This window comes from Aeromonas sp. QDB14 (assembly GCF_027707845.1).
Taxonomy (GTDB): domain Bacteria; phylum Pseudomonadota; class Gammaproteobacteria; order Enterobacterales; family Aeromonadaceae; genus Aeromonas; species Aeromonas caviae.
Map to the genome: position 1 here is coordinate 1 of NZ_JAPCJD010000049.1, position 19,253 is coordinate 19,253.

14 protein-coding genes are annotated in these 19,253 nt (G+C 62.1%); 11 read left to right on the top strand and 3 right to left on the bottom strand.

Annotation, left to right across the window (positions count from 1 at the left end; genetic code table 11):
* Positions 1 to 330 precede the first annotated feature (330 nt).
* From ndk to PG887_RS15230, 10 genes are all read left to right on the top strand, one after another.
* Entirely contained in the window at positions 331 to 759 is a 429-nt protein-coding gene (gene ndk, locus PG887_RS15185; protein WP_010675053.1) for a nucleoside-diphosphate kinase, read from the top strand.
* A gap of 167 nt (positions 760 to 926) precedes the next feature.
* Entirely contained in the window at positions 927 to 2,030 is a 1,104-nt protein-coding gene (locus PG887_RS15190) for a bifunctional tRNA (adenosine(37)-C2)-methyltransferase TrmG/ribosomal RNA large subunit methyltransferase RlmN (protein ID WP_010675052.1), read from the top strand.
* An 11-nt stretch (positions 2,031 to 2,041) separates the two neighbouring features.
* Positions 2,042 to 2,833 (top strand): PilW family type IVa pilus biogenesis/stability lipoprotein TapF, encoded by a 792-nt coding sequence (gene tapF / locus PG887_RS15195; RefSeq protein ID WP_103857947.1) that lies wholly within the window; start codon positions 2,042 to 2,044, stop codon positions 2,831 to 2,833.
* Positions 2,823 to 3,743, top strand: coding sequence for a RodZ domain-containing protein (locus PG887_RS15200; RefSeq protein WP_270822136.1), 921 nt, complete (start codon positions 2,823 to 2,825; stop codon positions 3,741 to 3,743). Before tapF ends, PG887_RS15200 begins: the two co-directional genes overlap by 11 nt.
* Positions 3,744 to 3,753: 10 nt before the next feature.
* The gene (gene ispG, locus PG887_RS15205) at positions 3,754 to 4,884 is read left to right on the top strand and encodes a flavodoxin-dependent (E)-4-hydroxy-3-methylbut-2-enyl-diphosphate synthase (protein ID WP_010675049.1); all 1,131 of its coding nucleotides are present in this window, start codon (positions 3,754 to 3,756) and stop codon (positions 4,882 to 4,884) included.
* A 138-nt stretch (positions 4,885 to 5,022) separates the two neighbouring features.
* On the top strand, positions 5,023 to 6,300 hold the full coding sequence (hisS, locus tag PG887_RS15210; RefSeq protein ID WP_103857949.1) for a histidine--tRNA ligase: 1,278 nt from the start codon (positions 5,023 to 5,025) through the stop codon (positions 6,298 to 6,300).
* Positions 6,301 to 6,303: 3 nt separating this feature from the next.
* Complete coding sequence (locus PG887_RS15215) at positions 6,304 to 6,954, top strand: YfgM family protein (protein ID WP_010675047.1); 651 nt, start codon at positions 6,304 to 6,306, stop codon at positions 6,952 to 6,954.
* Positions 6,947 to 8,131, top strand: a complete 1,185-nt coding sequence (gene bamB / locus PG887_RS15220; protein WP_029314685.1) for an outer membrane protein assembly factor BamB — start codon at positions 6,947 to 6,949, stop codon at positions 8,129 to 8,131. Before PG887_RS15215 ends, bamB begins: the two co-directional genes overlap by 8 nt.
* Positions 8,132 to 8,205: 74 nt before the next feature.
* The gene (der, locus tag PG887_RS15225) at positions 8,206 to 9,702 is read left to right on the top strand and encodes a ribosome biogenesis GTPase Der (RefSeq protein ID WP_010675045.1); all 1,497 of its coding nucleotides are present in this window, start codon (positions 8,206 to 8,208) and stop codon (positions 9,700 to 9,702) included.
* A 124-nt stretch (positions 9,703 to 9,826) separates the two neighbouring features.
* Positions 9,827 to 10,057: a zinc ribbon domain-containing protein gene (locus PG887_RS15230; protein ID WP_104453031.1), complete on the top strand. Its 231-nt coding sequence runs from the start codon at positions 9,827 to 9,829 to the stop codon at positions 10,055 to 10,057.
* A gap of 322 nt (positions 10,058 to 10,379) precedes the next feature.
* Here PG887_RS15230 and mltF read toward each other — a convergent pair whose 3' ends face one another.
* Positions 10,380 to 11,873, bottom strand: a complete 1,494-nt coding sequence (gene mltF, locus PG887_RS15235) for a membrane-bound lytic murein transglycosylase MltF (RefSeq protein WP_029314683.1) — start codon at positions 11,871 to 11,873, stop codon at positions 10,380 to 10,382.
* A 149-nt stretch (positions 11,874 to 12,022) separates the two neighbouring features.
* Here mltF and purL point away from each other — a divergent pair, with 149 nt between their 5' ends.
* Complete coding sequence (gene purL, locus PG887_RS15240; RefSeq protein WP_270822141.1) at positions 12,023 to 15,916, top strand: phosphoribosylformylglycinamidine synthase; 3,894 nt, start codon at positions 12,023 to 12,025, stop codon at positions 15,914 to 15,916.
* 267 nt (positions 15,917 to 16,183) lie between these two features.
* Here purL and nuoN read toward each other — a convergent pair whose 3' ends face one another.
* Complete coding sequence (gene nuoN, locus PG887_RS15245) at positions 16,184 to 17,647, bottom strand: NADH-quinone oxidoreductase subunit NuoN (protein WP_113977582.1); 1,464 nt, start codon at positions 17,645 to 17,647, stop codon at positions 16,184 to 16,186.
* A 43-nt stretch (positions 17,648 to 17,690) separates the two neighbouring features.
* Positions 17,691 to 19,208, bottom strand: a complete 1,518-nt coding sequence (gene nuoM / locus PG887_RS15250; RefSeq protein WP_010675038.1) for an NADH-quinone oxidoreductase subunit M — start codon at positions 19,206 to 19,208, stop codon at positions 17,691 to 17,693.
* Positions 19,209 to 19,253: the final 45 nt, after the last annotated feature.

Sequence of the window (19,253 nt, forward strand, 5' to 3'; positions counted from 1 at the left end):
ATCCGGAACCAGTGATTGGTTCCGGATTGTCCTACAGCAGAAGGATCGGTCAATGGATCCTTAACTGATCAGCATTGACCTCAGGGTGCCCTTTCCAGTGCTGCTTTGCTGAGCAATTGATACGGTTTTGAGGCATTAGCATGCCGATCGTGCGCAAGCGCACATTTTTTCTCTCTGCCCTGGCACAAGATGAGTCACCATGTTGTTTCAAGGATTCTTTTGTTTAACAAAAAGTTGATTTTTTGTGTGTTATTTCGTTTTTTGTTTACGTATAATCGCCGCCGAACATGGATTCCTACAATAAAACTCTGTAGTTAAGGAAAGAACTCAATGGCTATCGAACGTACCTTCTCCATCGTCAAGCCGGATGCGGTCAGCAAGAACCTGATTGGTGCCATTTACAGCCGCTTCGAAAGCGCCGGTCTGAAAGTGGTTGCTGCCAAGATGCTGCACCTGACCAGCGAACAGGCCGCCGGTTTCTACGCCGAGCACCAGGGCAAGCCGTTTTATGATGGTCTGGTCGGCTTCATGACCTCTGGCCCCGTCATGGTACAGGTGCTGGAAGGTGAAGACGCCATCCGCCGTCACCGTGAAATCATGGGCGCTACCAACCCGAAAGAGGCACTGGCCGGCACCCTGCGCGCCTGCTACGCCGAGAGCATCGATCGCAACGCCGTCCACGGCTCCGATGCCCCGGCCTCTGCCGCCCGTGAAATCGCCTACTTCTTCTCCGACGACGAGATCTGCCCGCGCGGCTGATGTTGTCTGCTGGTGACCAAGGGAGCTTCGGCTCCCTTTTGTTTTTTGGTCATCCGGCCAATATCCACTTATTCTCCAGGTGGAAAGCCAGACCCATTATTTGTACAATGCCGCCCCCTGACGTAGGTCAGCCGATAATTTATGAAGTGTGTGAGCTGAGGCCCCTGATGAGCGAAACAAAAACCAACCTGCTGGATCTCGACCGGGATGCCATGCGTGCCTTCTTCGTCGAGTTGGGCGAGAAGCCGTTCCGGGCAGACCAGATAATGAAGTGGATCTATCACTTCGGTTGTGATGATTTCGATCAGATGAGCAACGTCAACAAGGCGCTGCGCGAGCGGCTCAAGGCCATTGCCGAGATCCGTGCCCCCGAGATCAGCCGTGAACAGCGCTCCGCCGATGGCACCATCAAATGGGCGCTGCAGGTGGGCGATCAGGAGGTGGAGACCGTCTACATTCCGGAAGCGGACCGCGCTACCCTGTGCGTCTCCTCCCAGGTGGGTTGTGCCTTGGCGTGCACCTTCTGCTCCACCGCCCAGCAAGGGTTCAACCGCAACCTGAAAGTCTCCGAGATCATCGGCCAGGTGTGGCGTGCCGCCAAAGTGGTGGGTGGCAAGCGCCCCATCACCAACGTGGTGATGATGGGCATGGGTGAGCCGCTGCTCAACCTCGCCAACGTGGTACCTGCCATGAAGCTGATGATGGATGACTTCGGCTTCAGCATCTCCAAGCGCCGCGTCACTCTCTCCACCTCCGGTGTGGTACCGGCGCTGGACATGCTGGGGGACCAGATCGACGTAGCCCTGGCCATCTCACTGCATGCGCCGAACGATGCGCTTCGCTCCGAGATCATGCCGATCAACGACAAGTACAACATCGAAGCCTTCCTTGCCGGGGTACGTCGCTATCTGGCCAAGTCCAACGCCAACGGCGGCCGGGTGACCGTGGAGTATGTGCTGCTCGATCACATCAACGACGACATGCAGCATGCCCATGAGCTGGCCAAGGTCCTCAAGGAAACCCCTTGCAAGATCAACCTGATCCCGTTCAACCCCTTCCCGGGCAACCCGTTTGGCAAGCCGAGCAACAGCCGTATCGACCGTTTCTCCAAGGTGCTGATGGAATACGGCCTGACCGTCATCGTGCGCAAGACCCGTGGTGACGACATCGACGCCGCCTGTGGGCAGCTGGTGGGGGAGGTGATCGACCGCACCAAGCGCACCATGAAAAATCGGATGCAACAGGATGGGATTTCCGTCAAAATGGTTTAACTCCTAAGCCATTGTATAGACAGGAAATGGATATCCGTACATTGATCGTAGTGGCAGCGCTCTGTGCGCTGCCAGGCTGTGTCACAGAGACCACTTACGCTGGCCAGAATTCGACCCAGCGTGAAGTGGGCCCCGACCTCAAGGCCGCCGCCCAGACTCGTCTCGATCTGGGTATCCAGTATCTGCGCCAGGGCAATGCCGAGCAGGCCAAATTCAACCTCGACCGCGCCCTTCAGTACGATCCCAACAATCCTCAGGTCTACATCGGTTTTGCCTATTTCTACCAGCAGGTGTCGGATTTCAAGGCCGCCGAGGCGAGCTACAAGAAAGCGCTGGCCATGGATCCGTCCAATGCTGACGCGATGAACAACTATGGCGCCTTCCTCTGCAACCGTGGCCGCTTCGACGAAGCGGAAAAGGCGTTCTTGCAGGCCGTCAGCCAGCCCGATTACGTGAAGATCGCTGATACCTACGAGAATGCGGCGCTCTGCTCGATGCAAAATCACAGAAATGACAAGGCCAGCGAGTATTATCGTCTGGCCTTGGGGTATAATCCCCGCAATCCTAGGTTATTGCTGGACATGGCCGAGCTTTCCATGAAAGATGGCAAGCTTCCTGATGTCCAGTCTTACCTCGCGCGCTTTGCCGACGTGGCAGAGGAGAACGAGGAGAGCCTCTGGCTCCGGCTGCGGCTGGCCCAGGCCATGGACAAACCGGCATTACTTCACCAATTCGGGACTGAGCTGGTAAGGCAATATCCCACTTCGCAACAAGCCAAGCGTTACTTAGCCAATGACTACTGAACAGCCACACGATTTCCAAGACGACTCCCAGGCAGTTGGCCCAGGCCAGCTGCTGCGCAACGCCCGTGAACAGCTCGGCTGGACCCGGGAACAGGTTGCGTCCCGCATTCACCTTCGTCTGACCCTGATCGCCGCCATCGAAGCGGATACCTATGACAAGCACACGTCCCATACCTTCATTCGTGGCTATCTGCGGGCCTATGCCAAGCTCGTGGGCATCCCCGAGGAGACCATCCTCGCCGCCTACGAAAAGCTGGGACTGACTCCCCCCGACAACATCGACATGCAGAGCTTCTCCCGTCGCTCCCGCCAGCAGGCCAATGACAGCCGGCTCAAGGTGGTGACCTGGCTGGTGATCCTGGTGCTGATCGGGCTCTCCGTCGCCTGGTGGTGGCAGAGCACGGCGCGGCGCTCCGCCGGTGACGACGCCCTGGCGGCGACCGAGATGAGCGCGACCGTCAATACGCCGGAAGCGAATGTTGCCCCCGCCGTGGAGGTCGCCGAGCCCGTGCTGCCCGCAGCGTCCGATGCCGTGTCCACCCAGGCTGTGGTGAGCGGTGCCACCGCGACCCTGCCTGTGGTCGCTACGGATGCCAGCGCAGCCGTCCCGACGGACGTTTCCGGTGCGGTCTCGACTTCCGAGAGCACGACCACCGAGCCCGCCAAGGCGCCCCAGCTCAAGATGAGCTTCACCGCCGATTGCTGGCTGGACGTCAAGGATGCCAACGGCAAGACCCTGTTCAGCGGTCTGAAGAAGGCGAACGACGAACTGGTACTGGAAGGACCCGAGCCACTCAGATTCATCATTGGCGCGCCCATGGCGGTCAATCTCGAATATCAGGGCAAGTCCTTCGACATGAGCCGTTACAACAACGGCCGGACTGCCCGCTTCTCACTGCCGCAGGAGTAATCAGTCCGCCATGTCTGTTCACGAAAAGCCCGCACACGAATCACCCATCGTTCGTCGCAAATCCAGACAGATCATGGTCGGCAACGTGCCGGTTGGGGGCGATGCCCCCATCACGGTACAGACCATGACCAACACCAAGACCACGGACGTGGCCGCTACCGTCGAGCAGATCCAGCGGATCGAGCGGGTCGGCGCCGACATCGTCCGGGTCTCCGTCCCCACCATGGAGGCGGCGGAAGCGTTCAAGCTCATCAAGCAGCAGACCCGCATCCCCATTGTGGCCGACATCCACTTCGACTACCGCATCGCCCTCAAAGTGGCCGAATACGGGGCCGACTGCCTGCGCATCAACCCGGGCAACATCGGCAACGAAGAGCGGGTGCGTGCGGTGGTGGATTGTGCCCGTCACTACAACATCCCCATCCGCATCGGCGTCAACGGCGGTTCCCTTGAGCGTGATCTCCAGGAGAAATACGGCGAGCCGACCCCGGAGGCGCTGCTGGAGTCCGCCATGCGCCACGTGGATTACCTGGATCGCCTCGACTTCCAGAACTTCAAGGTGAGCGTCAAGGCGTCCGATGTCTTCCTGGCGGTCGGTGCCTATCGCCTGCTGGCCAAGCAGATCGATCAACCCCTGCATCTGGGCATCACGGAAGCGGGCGGTTTTCGCGCCGGCGCGGTCAAGTCTGCCATTGGCCTTGGCATGTTGCTGAGCGAAGGGATTGGCGACACCCTGCGCATCTCCCTGGCTGCTGATCCGGTGGAAGAGGTGAAGGTGGGCTTTGACATCCTCAAATCCCTGCGCATCCGTTCCCGCGGCATCAACTTCATCGCCTGTCCCTCCTGCTCCCGTCAGGAGTTCGACGTCATCGGCACTGTCAATGCCCTGGAAGAGCGGCTCGAAGACATCATCACCCCGATGGATGTCTCCATCATCGGCTGTGTGGTGAACGGTCCGGGGGAGGCGCTGGTTTCCGATCTCGGCCTTGCGGGCGCCGCCAACAAGAGTGCCTTCTACGAGGGGGGCCAGCGGGTCGACCGGCTCGACAACAAGGATTTGATCCCGACCCTGGAGCGTCGCATCCGTGCCCGGGCCGCCATGCTGGATCCGGCCAACCAGATCCAGGTGGACAAAGGTTGAACCATGACGGGGCCACCTGGGGTGGCCCCGGCTTTAGGTTGTTGATTTTACATCCCGCATCCGGGCACCCGATTTTACCTCGGGGTCGAAAATCCCTATAATGCGGCCAAATTTTACCTCTTTTTCTCGAGTATCAACGTGGCAAAACAGATCCAAGCTATTCGCGGTATGAATGATTGCCTGCCGGAGCAGAGCCCGGTATGGCAGAAAGTAGAACAGATCCTGCGCCAGGTCGTGGCCAGCTATGGCTACAGCGAAGTGCGCATGCCCATCGTCGAGCAGACCCATCTGTTCAAGCGTGCCATCGGTGAAGTGACCGACGTGGTCGAAAAAGAGATGTACACCTTTGAAGACCGCAACGGCGACAGCCTGAGCCTGCGTCCGGAAGGGACCGCCAGTTGCGTGCGTGCCGGCATCGAGCACGGTCTGCTTTACAACCAGGAACGCCGGATGTGGTACATGGGCCCCATGTTCCGTCACGAGCGTCCCCAGAAAGGTCGCTATCGCCAGTTCCACCAGTTCGGGGTCGAGCTGTTCGGTATCAACGGGCCGGACATCGATGCCGAGCTCATCATGCTGACTCACCGCCTGTGGCGTCTGTTCGGCATCAGCGATCACGTGACCCTGCAGCTCAATACCCTCGGCCAGAGCAGCGAACGTGCCGCCTATCGCGATGCCCTGGTCGCCTATCTGGAACAGTACAAGAGCGAGTTGGACGAAGAGAGCCAGCGCCGTATGTACAGCAACCCCCTGCGGGTGCTCGATTCCAAGGACGAAAAAGTGCAGGCCATCCTTGCGGGAGCCCCCCGTCTGTTCGACCACCTGGGCGAAGAGAGCCTGGCTCACTTCGAAGGGCTCAAGCGCCTGCTCACGGCGGCCGGCATCCAGTTCGAGGTGAACGAGCGTCTGGTGCGCGGCCTCGACTACTACAACCTGACCGTGTTTGAGTGGGTGACCAACAGCCTGGGGGCCCAGGGCACCGTCTGTGCCGGTGGTCGCTACGACGGCCTGGTGGAGCAGCTCGGTGGCCAGCCGACCCCGGCGGTGGGTTTTGCCATGGGCATGGAGCGTCTGGTACTGATGCTCGAAACCCTCGAGCTCAATGCTGACATCCGCCCGGCGGTGGATGTCTATCTCTGCATGGTGGGTGAGGGGACCGAGCAGGCTGGCTTTGCTCTGGCCGAGCGCCTGCGCGATGCTCTGCCGGACTTGCGCCTCATGAGCCACTGCGGCGGCGGCAACTTCAAGAAACAACTCAAGCGTGCCGACAAGAGCGGCGCGGCCATTGCCCTGATCCTTGGGGAGACCGAGGTGCAAAGCGGGGAGATCACCATCAAATATCTGCGTGGCCAGGCCGAGCAACAGACCGTCTCGGTCTATGCCGCCATCGCCCTGCTGGCAGCGAAAGGAGAGTAAGCTGTGGAAGTGTATACCACTGAAGAACAACAGGTTGAGGTCATCAAGAACTGGTGGAAAGAGAACGGCACCTCGGTGATCGCCGGGACCGTGATCGGTTTGGTCGGCCTCTTTGGCTGGCGCTACTACAACGAGATGCAGCAGAACAACCAGGAAGCCGCCTCCCAGGCTTACAACGAGATGACCGCCCAGCTCGCCAAGGGGGATGACGCCGCTCTGGAGCAGGCAAAGAGCTTCATTACCGCCCACAAGGGTGACGCCTATGCCGAGCTGGCTGCCCTGCAACTGGCTGCGGCCGCCGTCAAGGCGGGCAAGCTGGATCTGGCTGCCGAGCAGCTGACCCAGGTGGCCGCCAGTGGCGATGACAGCATCAAGCCCATCGCCGCCCTGCGTCTGGCCCGGGTCCTGAGCGATCAGGGCAAGGCTGACGAGGCCCTGGCCCAGCTTGGCAAGATCAACAACGACGCCTTCAAGGCCCAGGTGGCGGAAGTGCGCGGCGACATCCTGCAAAAGCAGGGCAAGGCCGAAGAAGCGCGCGATGCCTATCAGGCGGCGGCGGATGCCGGCGGCCTGCAGAGCAGCGCCGAACTCAAGCTGAAGATGGATGATCTGGCGCTGCCAGCCGTCACTGCGGGCGAGGCTCCGGATGCGTAATCTGTACAAGCGAATGGCGCTGGGGGTGGCTGTCTCCTTCGCCTTGCAGGGCTGCTCCCTGTTCAGTTCGGAAGAAGATCTCAACCCCATGGCACCCCTGCCCAAGGTCGAGTCCGCGTTCACTGCCGATACCGCATGGTCCTCCTCGGTCGGGGATGGCATCGGCGACTTCTACTCCCAGCTCAAGCCGGTGGTGGAAGAGGACCGCATCTATGCAGCGGCCCGCGATGGCGATGTGACCGCCTTCGAGCGCGAGAGCGGCAAGGAGCTGTGGAGCGTGGATCTGGCAGATCTGCCCATCAACGCCGACAAGCGTAGTGCCCGTCTCTCCGGTGGTCTGGTCTCTCGCTACGGCAAGCTGTTCCTCGGGTCCGAAAACGGGGTGGTCTACGCCCTGAACGAGGCCAACGGCGAAGTGCTGTGGCAGACCACGGTACCTGGGGAAGTGGTGGCGAGCCCCGCCGTCGAGGATGGCCGCGTGGTGGTGCTGACCACCTCCGGTCGTCTGGTGGCGCTCGATACCGACGAGGGCAAGCTGCAGTGGACCCTGTCCGAAGAGCAGCCGCCCCTGACCCTGCGCAGTGCCGGCGCCCCCATCATCACCAACGGTGCCGTCATCTATGGCCGCGCCGATGGCAAGGTGGGCATCGCCCTGCTGAGCAACGGCCAGCCGGTGCGTCAATCCAAGGTGGCTGACCCGCGCGGCGCCACCGAACTGGATCGGATGGTGGACGTCGATGCCAGCCCGCTGATTGCCGGTGATGAGCTCTACGCCATCGCCTACAACGGCCAGTTGATGGCGCGCAAGCTGATGAGCGGCGACGAAGTGTGGAAGCGCAAGTATTCCGGTTATCGCGATATGGCGGTGACCGGCAATGCCATCGTGCTGACCGACAGCCGCAGCCATCTGTTTGCGGTCGATCGTCGCAACGGTCTCGAGTTGTGGTCCAACACCCAGCTGGAAAACCGCACCGTGACCGCCCCCGTCATCCTGGGTGACTATGTGGTGGTCGGCGATGTGGAAGGTTACCTGTATTGGCTGGACCGTACCGACGGGACCATCAAGGCCATGCAGCAGCTCGACAGCAGTGGTCTCTATGCCGCTCCGCTGGTGGAGGGTGACACCCTGTATGTGCAGAGCCGTGACGGCAAGTTGTACGCCCTCAAGCGTCCTTGATCGTCCGATAATGTGAATATCCGGCTCCTGGTCTTCGGACCCGGAGCCTTTGTCGTCTTGAGAATGAGGCTTTTATGACTCCTGTAGTTGCCCTGGTGGGCCGCCCCAACGTGGGGAAATCCACCCTGTTTAACCGCCTGACCCGTACCCGGGATGCCCTGGTTGCCGACTTCCCCGGCCTGACCCGGGACCGCAAATATGGCCAGGCGAAGCTGGGCGAGCTGGAATTTATCGTGGTCGATACCGGCGGTATCGATGGCACCGAGGAGGGGATCGAGCTGAAGATGGCCGAGCAGTCCCTGCTGGCCATCGAAGAGGCCGATGTGGTGCTCTTCATGGTGGATGCCCGTGCCGGTCTCACCGCGGCGGATCAGGCCATCGCCGAGCACCTGCGCAAGACCCACAAGAAGGTGTTTCTGGTGGCCAACAAGACCGACGGCATCGACGGTGACTCCGCGGTGTCCGAGTTCTACGGTCTGGCCCTGGGCGAGGTCTACCAGATGGCGGCCGCCCACGGCCGTGGCGTACTGAGCCTGCTGGAGCTGGCCCTGGCCCCTCACCTCGAGACCCTGGTCGGCTCTGCCACCGAGGCACAAGAGGAAGAGGAGCTGGAGGAGTTCGACGAAGAGGCCCTGCTGCGCATGGTGGCCGCCGGTGAGCTCGACACCCGGGAAGACACCAAGGAGACGCCGTTCGCCGACCTGCCCATCAAATTTGCTATCGTCGGTCGCCCCAACGTTGGCAAATCCACCCTGACCAACCGCATGCTGGGTGAAGATCGGGTCATCGTCTACGACATGCCGGGTACCACCCGCGACTCCGTCTACATCCCCATGGAGCGCGACGATCAGAAATACGTGGTCATCGACACCGCCGGCGTGCGTCGCCGTGGCAAGGTGCACGAGACGGTGGAGAAGTTCTCCGTCATCAAGACGCTCAAGGCGATTGAAGATGCCAACGTCTGCCTGCTGGTCATTGACGCCCGGGAGACCATCACGGATCAGGACTTGAGCATCCTCGGCTTCGTGCTCAACAGCGGCCGCTCCGTGGTACTGGTGGTCAACAAGTGGGACGGCCTGGATCAGAAGGTGAAAGAGGACGTCAAGAACGAGCTGGACAGACGCCTGGGCTTCATCGACTTCGCCCGGGTGCACTTCATCTCCGCCTTGCACGGCAGTGGCGTCGGTCACCTGTTCGAATCCATCAACGAGGCTTACGAGTCCGCGACTCGCCGCACCAGCACCGCCATGCTGACCCGCATCATGCAGATGGCCCAGGAAGATCACCAGCCGCCCATGGTGAACGGTCGCCGGGTCAAGCTGAAGTATGCCCACGCCGGTGGTTACAACCCGCCGCGCATCGTGATCCACGGCAACCAGTTGAACGACCTGCCTGACTCCTACAAGCGCTACCTCATCAACTACTTCCGCAAGTCGTTGAAGATCATGGGGACCCCGATCCGGGTGGAGTTCCAGGAGTCGGTCAACCCGTTCGAGGGCAAGAAGAACACCCTGACCCTGAGCCAGGAACGCCAGCGCAAGCGCTTGCTCAAGGCCAAAGCGAAGAAATAAAGCCCTGCGGCTGCCCTTACCGGCAGCCGTTTTTATTGGTGGCCCTCCTCAGGGCAGACAAACCGGGGGAGGGGCTGCGAGTGACGCCGGTGCACAGTGACGTAACAGAGGAGTCGAGAAGAGAATGAACACGCTGACCTGCCCTGCCTGTCAGGGTGAACTGGACAGCCGCAGCCGCGAGACGACGTGTGGCCAGTGTCAGGCCCATTATCGCATCCGGGCCCTGTGTCCTGCCTGCGGGCAGGAGCTGGAGCGGCTTCGGGCTTGCGGCGCGGTGGATTATTTTTGCAACCACTGCAACACCCTGGTCTCCAAGCGCACCGTTCTGTTTGAAGCGCAGCCTGACAAGGCATAAAAAAACCCGGCTGATGCCGGGTTTATACTGTGTGCTCCGCTATCAGCAGCGTGAAGGAGCGGTTTCTGTGCCAGATCTTGCGTTTCATGTCGGCCAGCTTGAGCTTGCGTCTCGGGCTCCAGGCACATTTGGTTTTTCGGGCCAACATGGCTCTTCTGCGTGCTCGCATCCTGTTCTCCTCCCTGGTCTTGCGTGGGGCCGAAAGGGCCCTTGGCAGGAACTGCAACGCAATGAATACATTGCAATAAGTTCGCTCCAGCGCCCCTCGTATACCCAAGGATGGTAACAGAGAACAGGGCAGGAAAACACACCCCCGGCGAGGCTAGGGGGTGATGATCTGTTTGACCACTTCGGCGATGATGGCCGGACGCTGCGCCGGCACGTCCGGCTCGCTGCTGTCGTCCTCGTCCAGCTCCTCCCGACGATGGGCCTTCTGCTGTTCGTTGTCGAGCCAGAGCAGGCTCTGGTAGTACTGGCGCACGTTGTTGACATAGTTGCGCGCCTCGCCGCCACGGGCATAGCCATAGCGCACCTTGCGATGCCAGCGTGACTGCTGCAACAGGGGCAGCACCTCTTTCACGTCGCTCCAGGCGTCCGGATTCTTGCCCAGCTCCTTGGTCAGGCGGCGGGCATCCATCATGTGGCCGTAGCCGATGTTGTAGGCGGTGAGGGCAAACCACACTTTCTCGTCCGCCGGGACCGAGTCGGGCACCTTCGCCATCATCTCCTGCAGGTAGCGGGCGCCCCCTTTGATGCTCTCTTCCGGGTGGGTGCGATCGTTTACCCCCATCGCCTTGGCGGTCGGGCCGGTGAGCATCATCATGCCGCGCACCCCGGTGTAGGAGCGTGCCTGGGGATCCCAGTGGGATTCCTGATAGCTGATGGCGGCCAGCAGCCGCCAGTCGATATCCTTGGCGTGGGTCTGGAACAGCGCCTGGTACTTGGGCAGCAGGCTCTTGGCCCGTTGCAGGAAGGTACGGGTGTCGACGAAGTCGAAGTTCTGCACGTGGCCGAAGTACTTCTCGTCGAGCTTGGCGATGGCGCCATCCATGAAGCGCTGACCGAAGAAGTCGATGATGCTGGCGTAGAGGCTGTCGTCGGGCAGCTTGGTCATGGCCCAGGCCACGGTCTGCTTGCTGGCGAGGGTCAAGCCCTCGGTGAGTTCGGGGTAGTAGCGCTGGGTACGGGCCAGTATGGTGTCCTGCACCACCGTGTAGTCCACCTTGCCGTCGGCCACCTGCTTGAGCAGCTCTTCCACGTCCGCATCCCGATTGGTGCTCCACTTCAGGTTGGGGTACTGCTTGGCCAGCTCCTTCATCAGGTCCTCGCCGGTGGAGCCCGCCGGCACCACTATGCTGCCCTTGATGTCACCGAGGTTCTTGGGCCTGGGGGAGCCGTTGCGATAGACCAGCTTGGGGGAGACCTGGTAGAAGCCGGGGCCGAAGCGGAACAACTTGCGCCGCTCCGGGGTCACGACGATGGCGGCGGCGGCGAGATCCAGCTTGCCCTTTTGCAGTTGCTCGACCAGCTCGGCGGTGCTGTAGGCCGGTACTATGGTCAGCTTGACCCCCAGCCAGTCTGCGTAAAGCTGCGCCAGCTCGTAGTCGAACCCCAGTGCGGTGTCGTCACGCTGGTAATAGGAAGTGGGGCCATAGAGGGTGCCAACCCGGATCTCGCCTCGCTGGCGGATCTGCTCCAGTTGGCTGGAGGGGTGGTAGAAGTCGCAACCGGCCAGGGCCAGCGTCAACATCATCCCGATGAACAGTCGAAAAATGCAGCGCAAGTAGGTGAGTACCCTTGTTGAAAAAATCGGCATTTGTCAAAAAAGAGGCACCTTTATACCAGAGAGTATGAAGGGAGTCACACCGCGCGAGATGAGAAAAACGTTTGTTCAGGATGGGCCTGATCCCTATAATACGCGCGTCTCAAATCCCCCCACACTCTAAAACTTGGTGAGAAAGGTATATGGAAATCTTGCGTGGTGCCCCAGCACTGTCTGAGTTTCGTGTCCACAAGCTGCTGCAGAGCTGCGCACAGAGAGGAGTAGAGATAGCAAGCGTCTATGCGGAATACGTGCATTTTGCCGAGCTGACGAGCCCGCTGTCGCCCCCCGAGCGAGCGACCTTGGGCCAGCTTCTGCGCTACGGCCCGACCATCCCGGAACACACCCCCAGCGGTCAGCTGTTCCTCGTTACCCCCCGCCCCGGCACTATCTCCCCCTGGTCTTCCAAAGCAACCGACATCGCCCACAACTGCGGCCTGAAACAGGTCAAACGGCTGGAGCGCGGCATTGCCTATTACGTGCAGGCCAAGGGTGAGCTGAGCGTGGCCCAGCGTAGCGAGATCGCGGCCCTGCTGCACGATCGCATGATGGAAGTGGTCTTTGCCGAGATGAACGAGGCTGCCGCCCTGTTTGCTCACCACGAGCCGCGCCCCTTTACCCAGGTAGATGTGCTGGGTGGTGGTCGCGCCGCCCTGGAAGAGGCCAACGTGACCCTGGGTCTGGCCCTGGCCGATGACGAAATAGATTATCTGGTGACCAACTTCACCCGGCTGGGTCGCAATCCCAACGACATCGAGCTCTACATGTTTGCCCAGGCGAACTCCGAGCACTGCCGCCACAAGATCTTCAACGCCGACTGGACCATAGACGGCGAGCAGCAGCCCAAGTCGCTGTTCAAGATGATCAAGAATACCTTCGAGCAGACGCCGGATCATGTCCTGTCTGCCTACAAAGACAACGCCGCGGTGATGGAAGGCAGCCAGGGTGGCCGCTTCTTCCCGAGCCCCGCCAACGGTGAGTACCAGTATCACCAGGAGCGTGTCGACATCCTGATGAAGGTGGAAACCCACAACCACCCGACCGCCATCTCTCCCTTCCCGGGTGCCGCCACCGGCTCCGGCGGCGAAATCCGCGACGAGGGTGCGACAGGGCGTGGCGCCAAGCCCAAGGCGGGCCTGGTGGGCTTCTCCGTCTCCAACCTGCGCATTCCCGGCTTCGAGCAGCCCTGGGAGCAGGACTTCGGCAAGCCGAGCCGCATCGTCAGCGCCTTTGACATCATGCAGGAAGGGCCCCTTGGCGGCGCCGCCTTCAACAACGAATTCGGTCGCCCTGCCATCCTGGGTTACTTCCGTACCTTCGAAGAGCAGGTGCCGAGCCACAACGGCGTCGAGGTGCGCGGCTACCACAAGCCCATCATGCTGGCGGGTGGCATTGGCAACATCCGCAGCGAGCACGTCCAGAAAGGGGAGATCCCGGTGGGGGCTGCCCTCATCGTGCTGGGTGGTCCGGCCATGAACATCGGCCTGGGTGGCGGCGCAGCCTCCTCCATGGCTTCCGGCCAGTCTGCCGAAGATCTCGATTTCGCCTCCGTGCAGCGTGACAACCCCGAGATGGAACGTCGCTGCCAGGAAGTGATCGACCGCTGCTGGCAACTGGGTGACGACAACCCCATCGTCTTCATCCACGACGTGGGCGCCGGTGGTCTCTCCAACGCCATGCCGGAGCTGGTGAGCGACGGGGATCGCGGTGGTCGCTTCGACTTGCGTGCCATTCCGAACGACGAGCCGGGCATGAGCCCGCTGGAAGTCTGGTGCAACGAATCCCAGGAGCGCTATGTGCTGGCCGTGGCCCAGGACAAGCTGCCTCTGTTCAAGGCCTTGTGCGAGCGCGAACGCGCGCCCTATGCCGTCATCGGCACCGCCACCGAAGAGAAGCATCTCACTCTCTCTGATGATCACTTTGACAACCAGCCCATCGATCTGCCGCTGGACGTGCTGCTTGGCAAGGCGCCCAAGATGCACCGCGACGTGCTGAGCCTGCCCGCCCAGGGCAAGGCGCTGCAACTGGACGGCATCACCCTCAGCGACGCCGCCGAGCGCGTGCTGCGCTTGCCGACCGTGGCGGAGAAGTCCTTCCTCATCACCATCGGCGATCGCACCGTAACGGGCCTCGTCAACCGCGACCAGATGGTCGGCCCCTGGCAGATCCCGGTGGCTGACTGCGCCGTCACCGCCGCGACCTACGACAGCTACCACGGTGAAGCCATGTCCATGGGCGAGCGCACCCCGGTGGCGCTGCTCTCTCATGCCGCCTCCGCCCGCATGGCGGTGGCCGAGGCCTTGACCAACCTGGCACCAGCCAATATCGGCTCCCTCAAGCGGGTCAAGCTCTCCGCCAACTGGATGTCCGCAGCCGGCCACCCGGGGGAAGATGCGGGTCTCTACGAAGCCGTGAAAGCGGTGGGCGAAGAGCTCTGCCCGGCCCTTGGCATCACCATCCCGGTGGGCAAGGACTCTATGTCCATGAAGACCCGCTGGCAGCAGGACGGGGAAGAGCGCAGCGTCACCTCGCCGCTCTCCCTGCTCATCTCCGCCTTTGCCCGGGTCGAGGACGTGCGCAATACCGTGACCCCGCAACTGCGCACCGATCTCGGTGAGACCGACCTTATCCTCATCGACCTTGGCAACGGCAAGCAGCGCCTCGGCGCCTCGGCCCTGGCCCAGGTTTATCGCCAGCTTGGGCAAAGTGCCCCGGATCTGGACAACCCGGTCCAGCTCAAGGGCTTCTTCAACGCCATCCAGGCGCTGGTGGCGGATCGCAAGCTGATTGCCTACCACGACCGCTCCGACGGCGGCCTCTTCGTCACCCTGACCGAGATGGCGTTTGCCGGTCACTGCGGCCTCGACATCCAGCTCGATCGCGTGGGTGGCGACCTGCTGCCGGCCCTGTTCAACGAGGAGCTGGGTGCCGTCATCCAGGTTCGTCGCGAAGACAAGGAAGCGGTGCTGACCCTGCTGGCCGGTCACGGTCTGGCAGCCTGCTCCCATGTGCTGGGCACGGTGCGCGAAGACGACCTCATCCTGTTCCAGCGTGCTGGCAGCGAGGTTTATCGCGCCAGTCGCACCGCCCTTCGCACCATCTGGGGCGAGACCAGCTGGCAGATGCAGCGCCTGCGTGACAACCCGGAGTGCGCCGATCAGGAGCATGCCGCCCGCCAGGACGCCACCGATCCGGGTCTGCAGGCCAGGCTCACCTACAACCCGTCCGACGACGTGGCCGCGCCCTATATCGCTCGCGGGGTTTCTCCCCGTCTGGCGGTGCTGCGCGAGCAGGGGGTCAACTCCCACGTGGAGATGGCGGCCGCCTTTGACCGCGCCGGCTTTACCGCTGTCGACGTGCACATGAGCGACATCCTCGAGGGGCGCATCAAGCTGGAAGATTTCCAGACCCTGGTGGCCTGTGGCGGCTTCTCCTACGGCGACGTGCTGGGGGCGGGTGAAGGCTGGGCCAAGTCCATCCTGTTCAACGACAACGCCCGTGAGCAGTTCCAGCGCTTCTTCGAGCGCGGCGATACCCTCTCCCTGGGGGTGTGCAACGGCTGCCAGATGATGTCCAACCTGCGTGACCTCATCCCGGGGGCCGATCTCTGGCCGCGCTTCGTGCGCAACCGCTCCGAGCGCTTCGAGGCGCGCTTCAGCCTGGTGGAAGTGCAGGACTCCCCGTCCGCCTTCTTCGCCGGGATGGCGGGTTCCGTGATGCCGATTGCCGTCTCCCACGGGGAAGGGCGCGTGGAAGTGCGCGATGCCGCTCACCTGGCTGCGCTGCAACAGAGCGGTCTGGTGGGGCTGCGTTTCGTGGACAACCGCGGCAACGTCACTGTGCAATACCCGGCCAACCCCAACGGCTCCCCTGACGGTATCACCGCGGTGACCAGTGCGGACGGCCGCGCCACCATCATGATGCCGCACCCGGAGCGGGTGTTCCGCACCGTGGCCAATTCCTGGCACCCGGACGACTGGGGAGAGGATGGCGCCTGGATGCGCATGTTCAGAAACGCGAGAGTCCGTCTGGGCTAAGCGTCAGCAAGAAACCAAAAACCGGCCCTTGTGGCCGGTTTTTTTATGGGCATGGGTCTGAGAATGGGGAGGGCAGGAGGAGACGAGCACGATGGGGGCGAGGCCGTCTTCAGCTCGCTGCTCCGCCAGCCGCTTGCTGGAGGATATGGGATGGATTGAGGGACCGATCTGGTATCGCCAGCCAGATGGGCAAGCCGGAGCGGGCCTTGGCGGACATAAAAAAACCGGCCACGGAGGCCGGTTTTGCTGTGTGAGCTGAACCTGAGGCTAGCGCAGCACCACGTGTTGGAAGCCCTGCACCAGGCTGATGACGGGCTGGGGGTAGATGCCGAGCAATACCACCAGAATGGCGGAGAGCAGCACCACCAGGCCCCCGGAGGAGAAGGCCCAGTCGGCCCTGGCATCGCGCAGTTGCATGCCGGGTTCACGCAGGTAGAGGGTGACCATGACCCGCAGGTAGTAGTAGAGCCCCAGGGCACTGCCGAGCACGATGGCGCCACTGAGCCACCACAGCTTGGCATCGACGGTGACGCCGATGAGGTAGAACTTGCCGATGAACCCCAGCGTCATGGGGATACCCGCGAGGGAGAGCATCATCACCGTCATCACCGCCGTCAGATAGGGGCGCTTCCAAAACAGACCGCGATAACTGTGCAGGGAGTCCGCATCCTTGCCGCGATAGGGGCTGGACATCATGCTGATGACGCCGAAGGCCCCCAGGCTGGTGAACAGGTACATCAGCAGGTAGACACCCGCCGCTTCCACCGGCATCTCGCCGAGGCGGCTTGCCACCACCACTGCCAGCAGATAGCCGAAGTGGGAGATGGAGGAGTAACCCATCATCCGCTTGATGTTGGTCTGGATCAGCGCCAGGAGGTTGCCGACCACGATGGAGACGACCGCCATGGCCGCCAGCAGCCAGTGGATCATGGGATCCGAGGTGGCGGGTACCGCCAGGTAGAAGCGCAGCAGCACGCAGAACACCGCTATCTTGCTCACGGTGGCGAGGAAGGTGGCCACCGGTGCCGGCGCCCCTTCATAGACGTCCGGGGTCCAGAGGTGGAAGGGGGCGAGGGACAGCTTGAACGCAAAGCCGACCAGCATCAGGCCAAAGCCCCCCATCAGCAGCGGATGGTGAGCCGGGCTCTGGGCCAGGGTCACACCGAGATCGCTGAAGCTCAGGCTTCCGGCCTGGGCGTAGAGCAGTGCCATGCCGAACAGCAGGAAGGCGGTGGCACTGGCGGAGAGCACCATGTACTTGATGCTGGCTTCCAGCGAGTGTCGCTCGCGATAGGCATACCCCACCAGACCGAACATGGGCAGGGTCAGCATCTCGATCCCGATAAAGAGCGAGGCGAGGTGACGGGAGGCCGCCAGCACCAGACCACCGGCGGTGGCGATGAGCAGCAGCAGGTAGAACTCTTCCCGGTTGTCCGGATAGCCCTTGAGCCAGGTGCGACCGAAGGTGCAGGTGGCCAGGGCCCCGATGAGCACCAGCCCCATGTAGAAGACCGCGTAAGCGTCCACTTGCAGCAGGGGAGTGACCCCCTGATCCCCTTGGGCCATCACGATGGGCAGGGAGAAGAGCGCGAGGTTGAGGCCGATGATGGTGACCACGAAGGCGGTGTCGTCACAGCGCTTCCAGGCGATGGCCAGCATCAGGGCCACCATGGCCCCCGTGGTCAGCAACAGGGGCAGCAGGGCCAGCAGTTGAGAAACAGTAAACGTCATGACAGTGCTCCCGACATGGACAAGGAAGGCGAAAGAGAAAGCATCATTGCAGCGCCCCCGTGCCCGGCAGCGCGTACCAGTGCAGCACGCTCAGGAGGCTGCTGCTGGCGGTGTCGAGCACCGGCTGGGGATAGAGACCGAGCAGCACCAAGAGGCCGGCGATGGTCAGCATCATGGTCAGTTCCCGGGTATCCAGCCCCTTGAGCATGCTCTCCTCCCGGGGCGTCCCGAAGCAGGCCCGTTGCAGCATGATGAGGGAGTAGACCGAGGCCAGCACCAGCCCGAAGGTGGCGATGACGGTGATGACGGGGGCCACCTGGAAGCTGCCGATGAGGATCAGGAACTCGCCGACGAAGTTTCCGGTCCCCGGCATCCCGAGGGATGCAACGGAGAAGAACAGCATCACGCCGGGCAGGTAGCGCAACCGTCCCCAGAGACCGCCCATCTGGCGCAGATCCCGGGTGTGCAGGCGCTCGTAGAGCTGGCCGCACAGGATGAAGAGACCGGCGGCCGAGAGCCCGTGGGCAATCATCTGTACCACTGCCCCTTGCAGGGCGAGCTCGCTGCCGGAGTAAATGGCGATCATCACGAAGCCCATGTGGGAGATGCTGGTGTAGGCAACCAGCCGCTTGATATCGGTCTGGGCAAAGGCCAGCAGGGCGCCATAGACGATGCCGATGAGGCCGAGCACCATGGCGTAGGGGGCAAACTCGGCGGACGCCTCGGGGAAAAGCGGCAGAGTGAAGCGCAGCAGGCCGTAGGCCGCGGTTTTCAGCAAGATGCCCGCCAAGTCCACGGAGCCTGCGGTGGGCGCCTGGCTGTGGGCATCAGGGAGCCAGCCATGGAGCGGCACCAGGGGCATCTTGACCGCGAAGGCGATGAAGAAGCCCAGCATCAGCAGCCACTGTACCGTGCTGCTCATGGGGGTGTTGAGCAGCTCCTGATAGTTGAAAGTGAAGACACCGGTGGCGGCGTGGTGGGTCAGTACCAGGCCCAGGATGGCCACCAGCATGATGAGGCCGCTCGCCTGGGTGTAGATGAAGAACTTGGTGGCGGCGTTGATGCGCGACTTGCCATCGGTGACCGAGTGGCCCCAGAGCGCAATCAGGAAGTACATCGGCACCAGCATCATCTCCCAGAAGAAGAAGAAGAGGAACAGATCCACCGCCATGAAGACGCCGAGCACGCCCCCCAGGATCCACAGCAGGTTCAGGTGGAAGAAGCCGATGCGCTGGACGATCTCCTTCCAGGAACAGAGGATGGCCAGCACGCCGATGAAGCTGGTGAGGATCACCATCAGGAGCGACAGCCCGTCCACGGCGAGGTGCAGGGAGATGCCGAAGCGGGGGATCCAGGGTTGTTGCCACTCGGCTGCCCAGACGGGGAGGCCGGGGTTGGCGAGGGTGAAGTCACCACCGAGCCAGATGGCGCTGGAGAGCACCAGACAGGCGCTCATGGAGGCGAGGGCCACCCAGCGAACGAATTGTCCGCCGAGCCGCTCCATCTGCCAGCAGAGCAAGCCGCCGATGAAGGGAATTAGCAAGATCCAGAGTAAGGTCACGATATCAGCTCTCATCTAGGTTCTAGTCGGGCAGGCGCTGAGCCT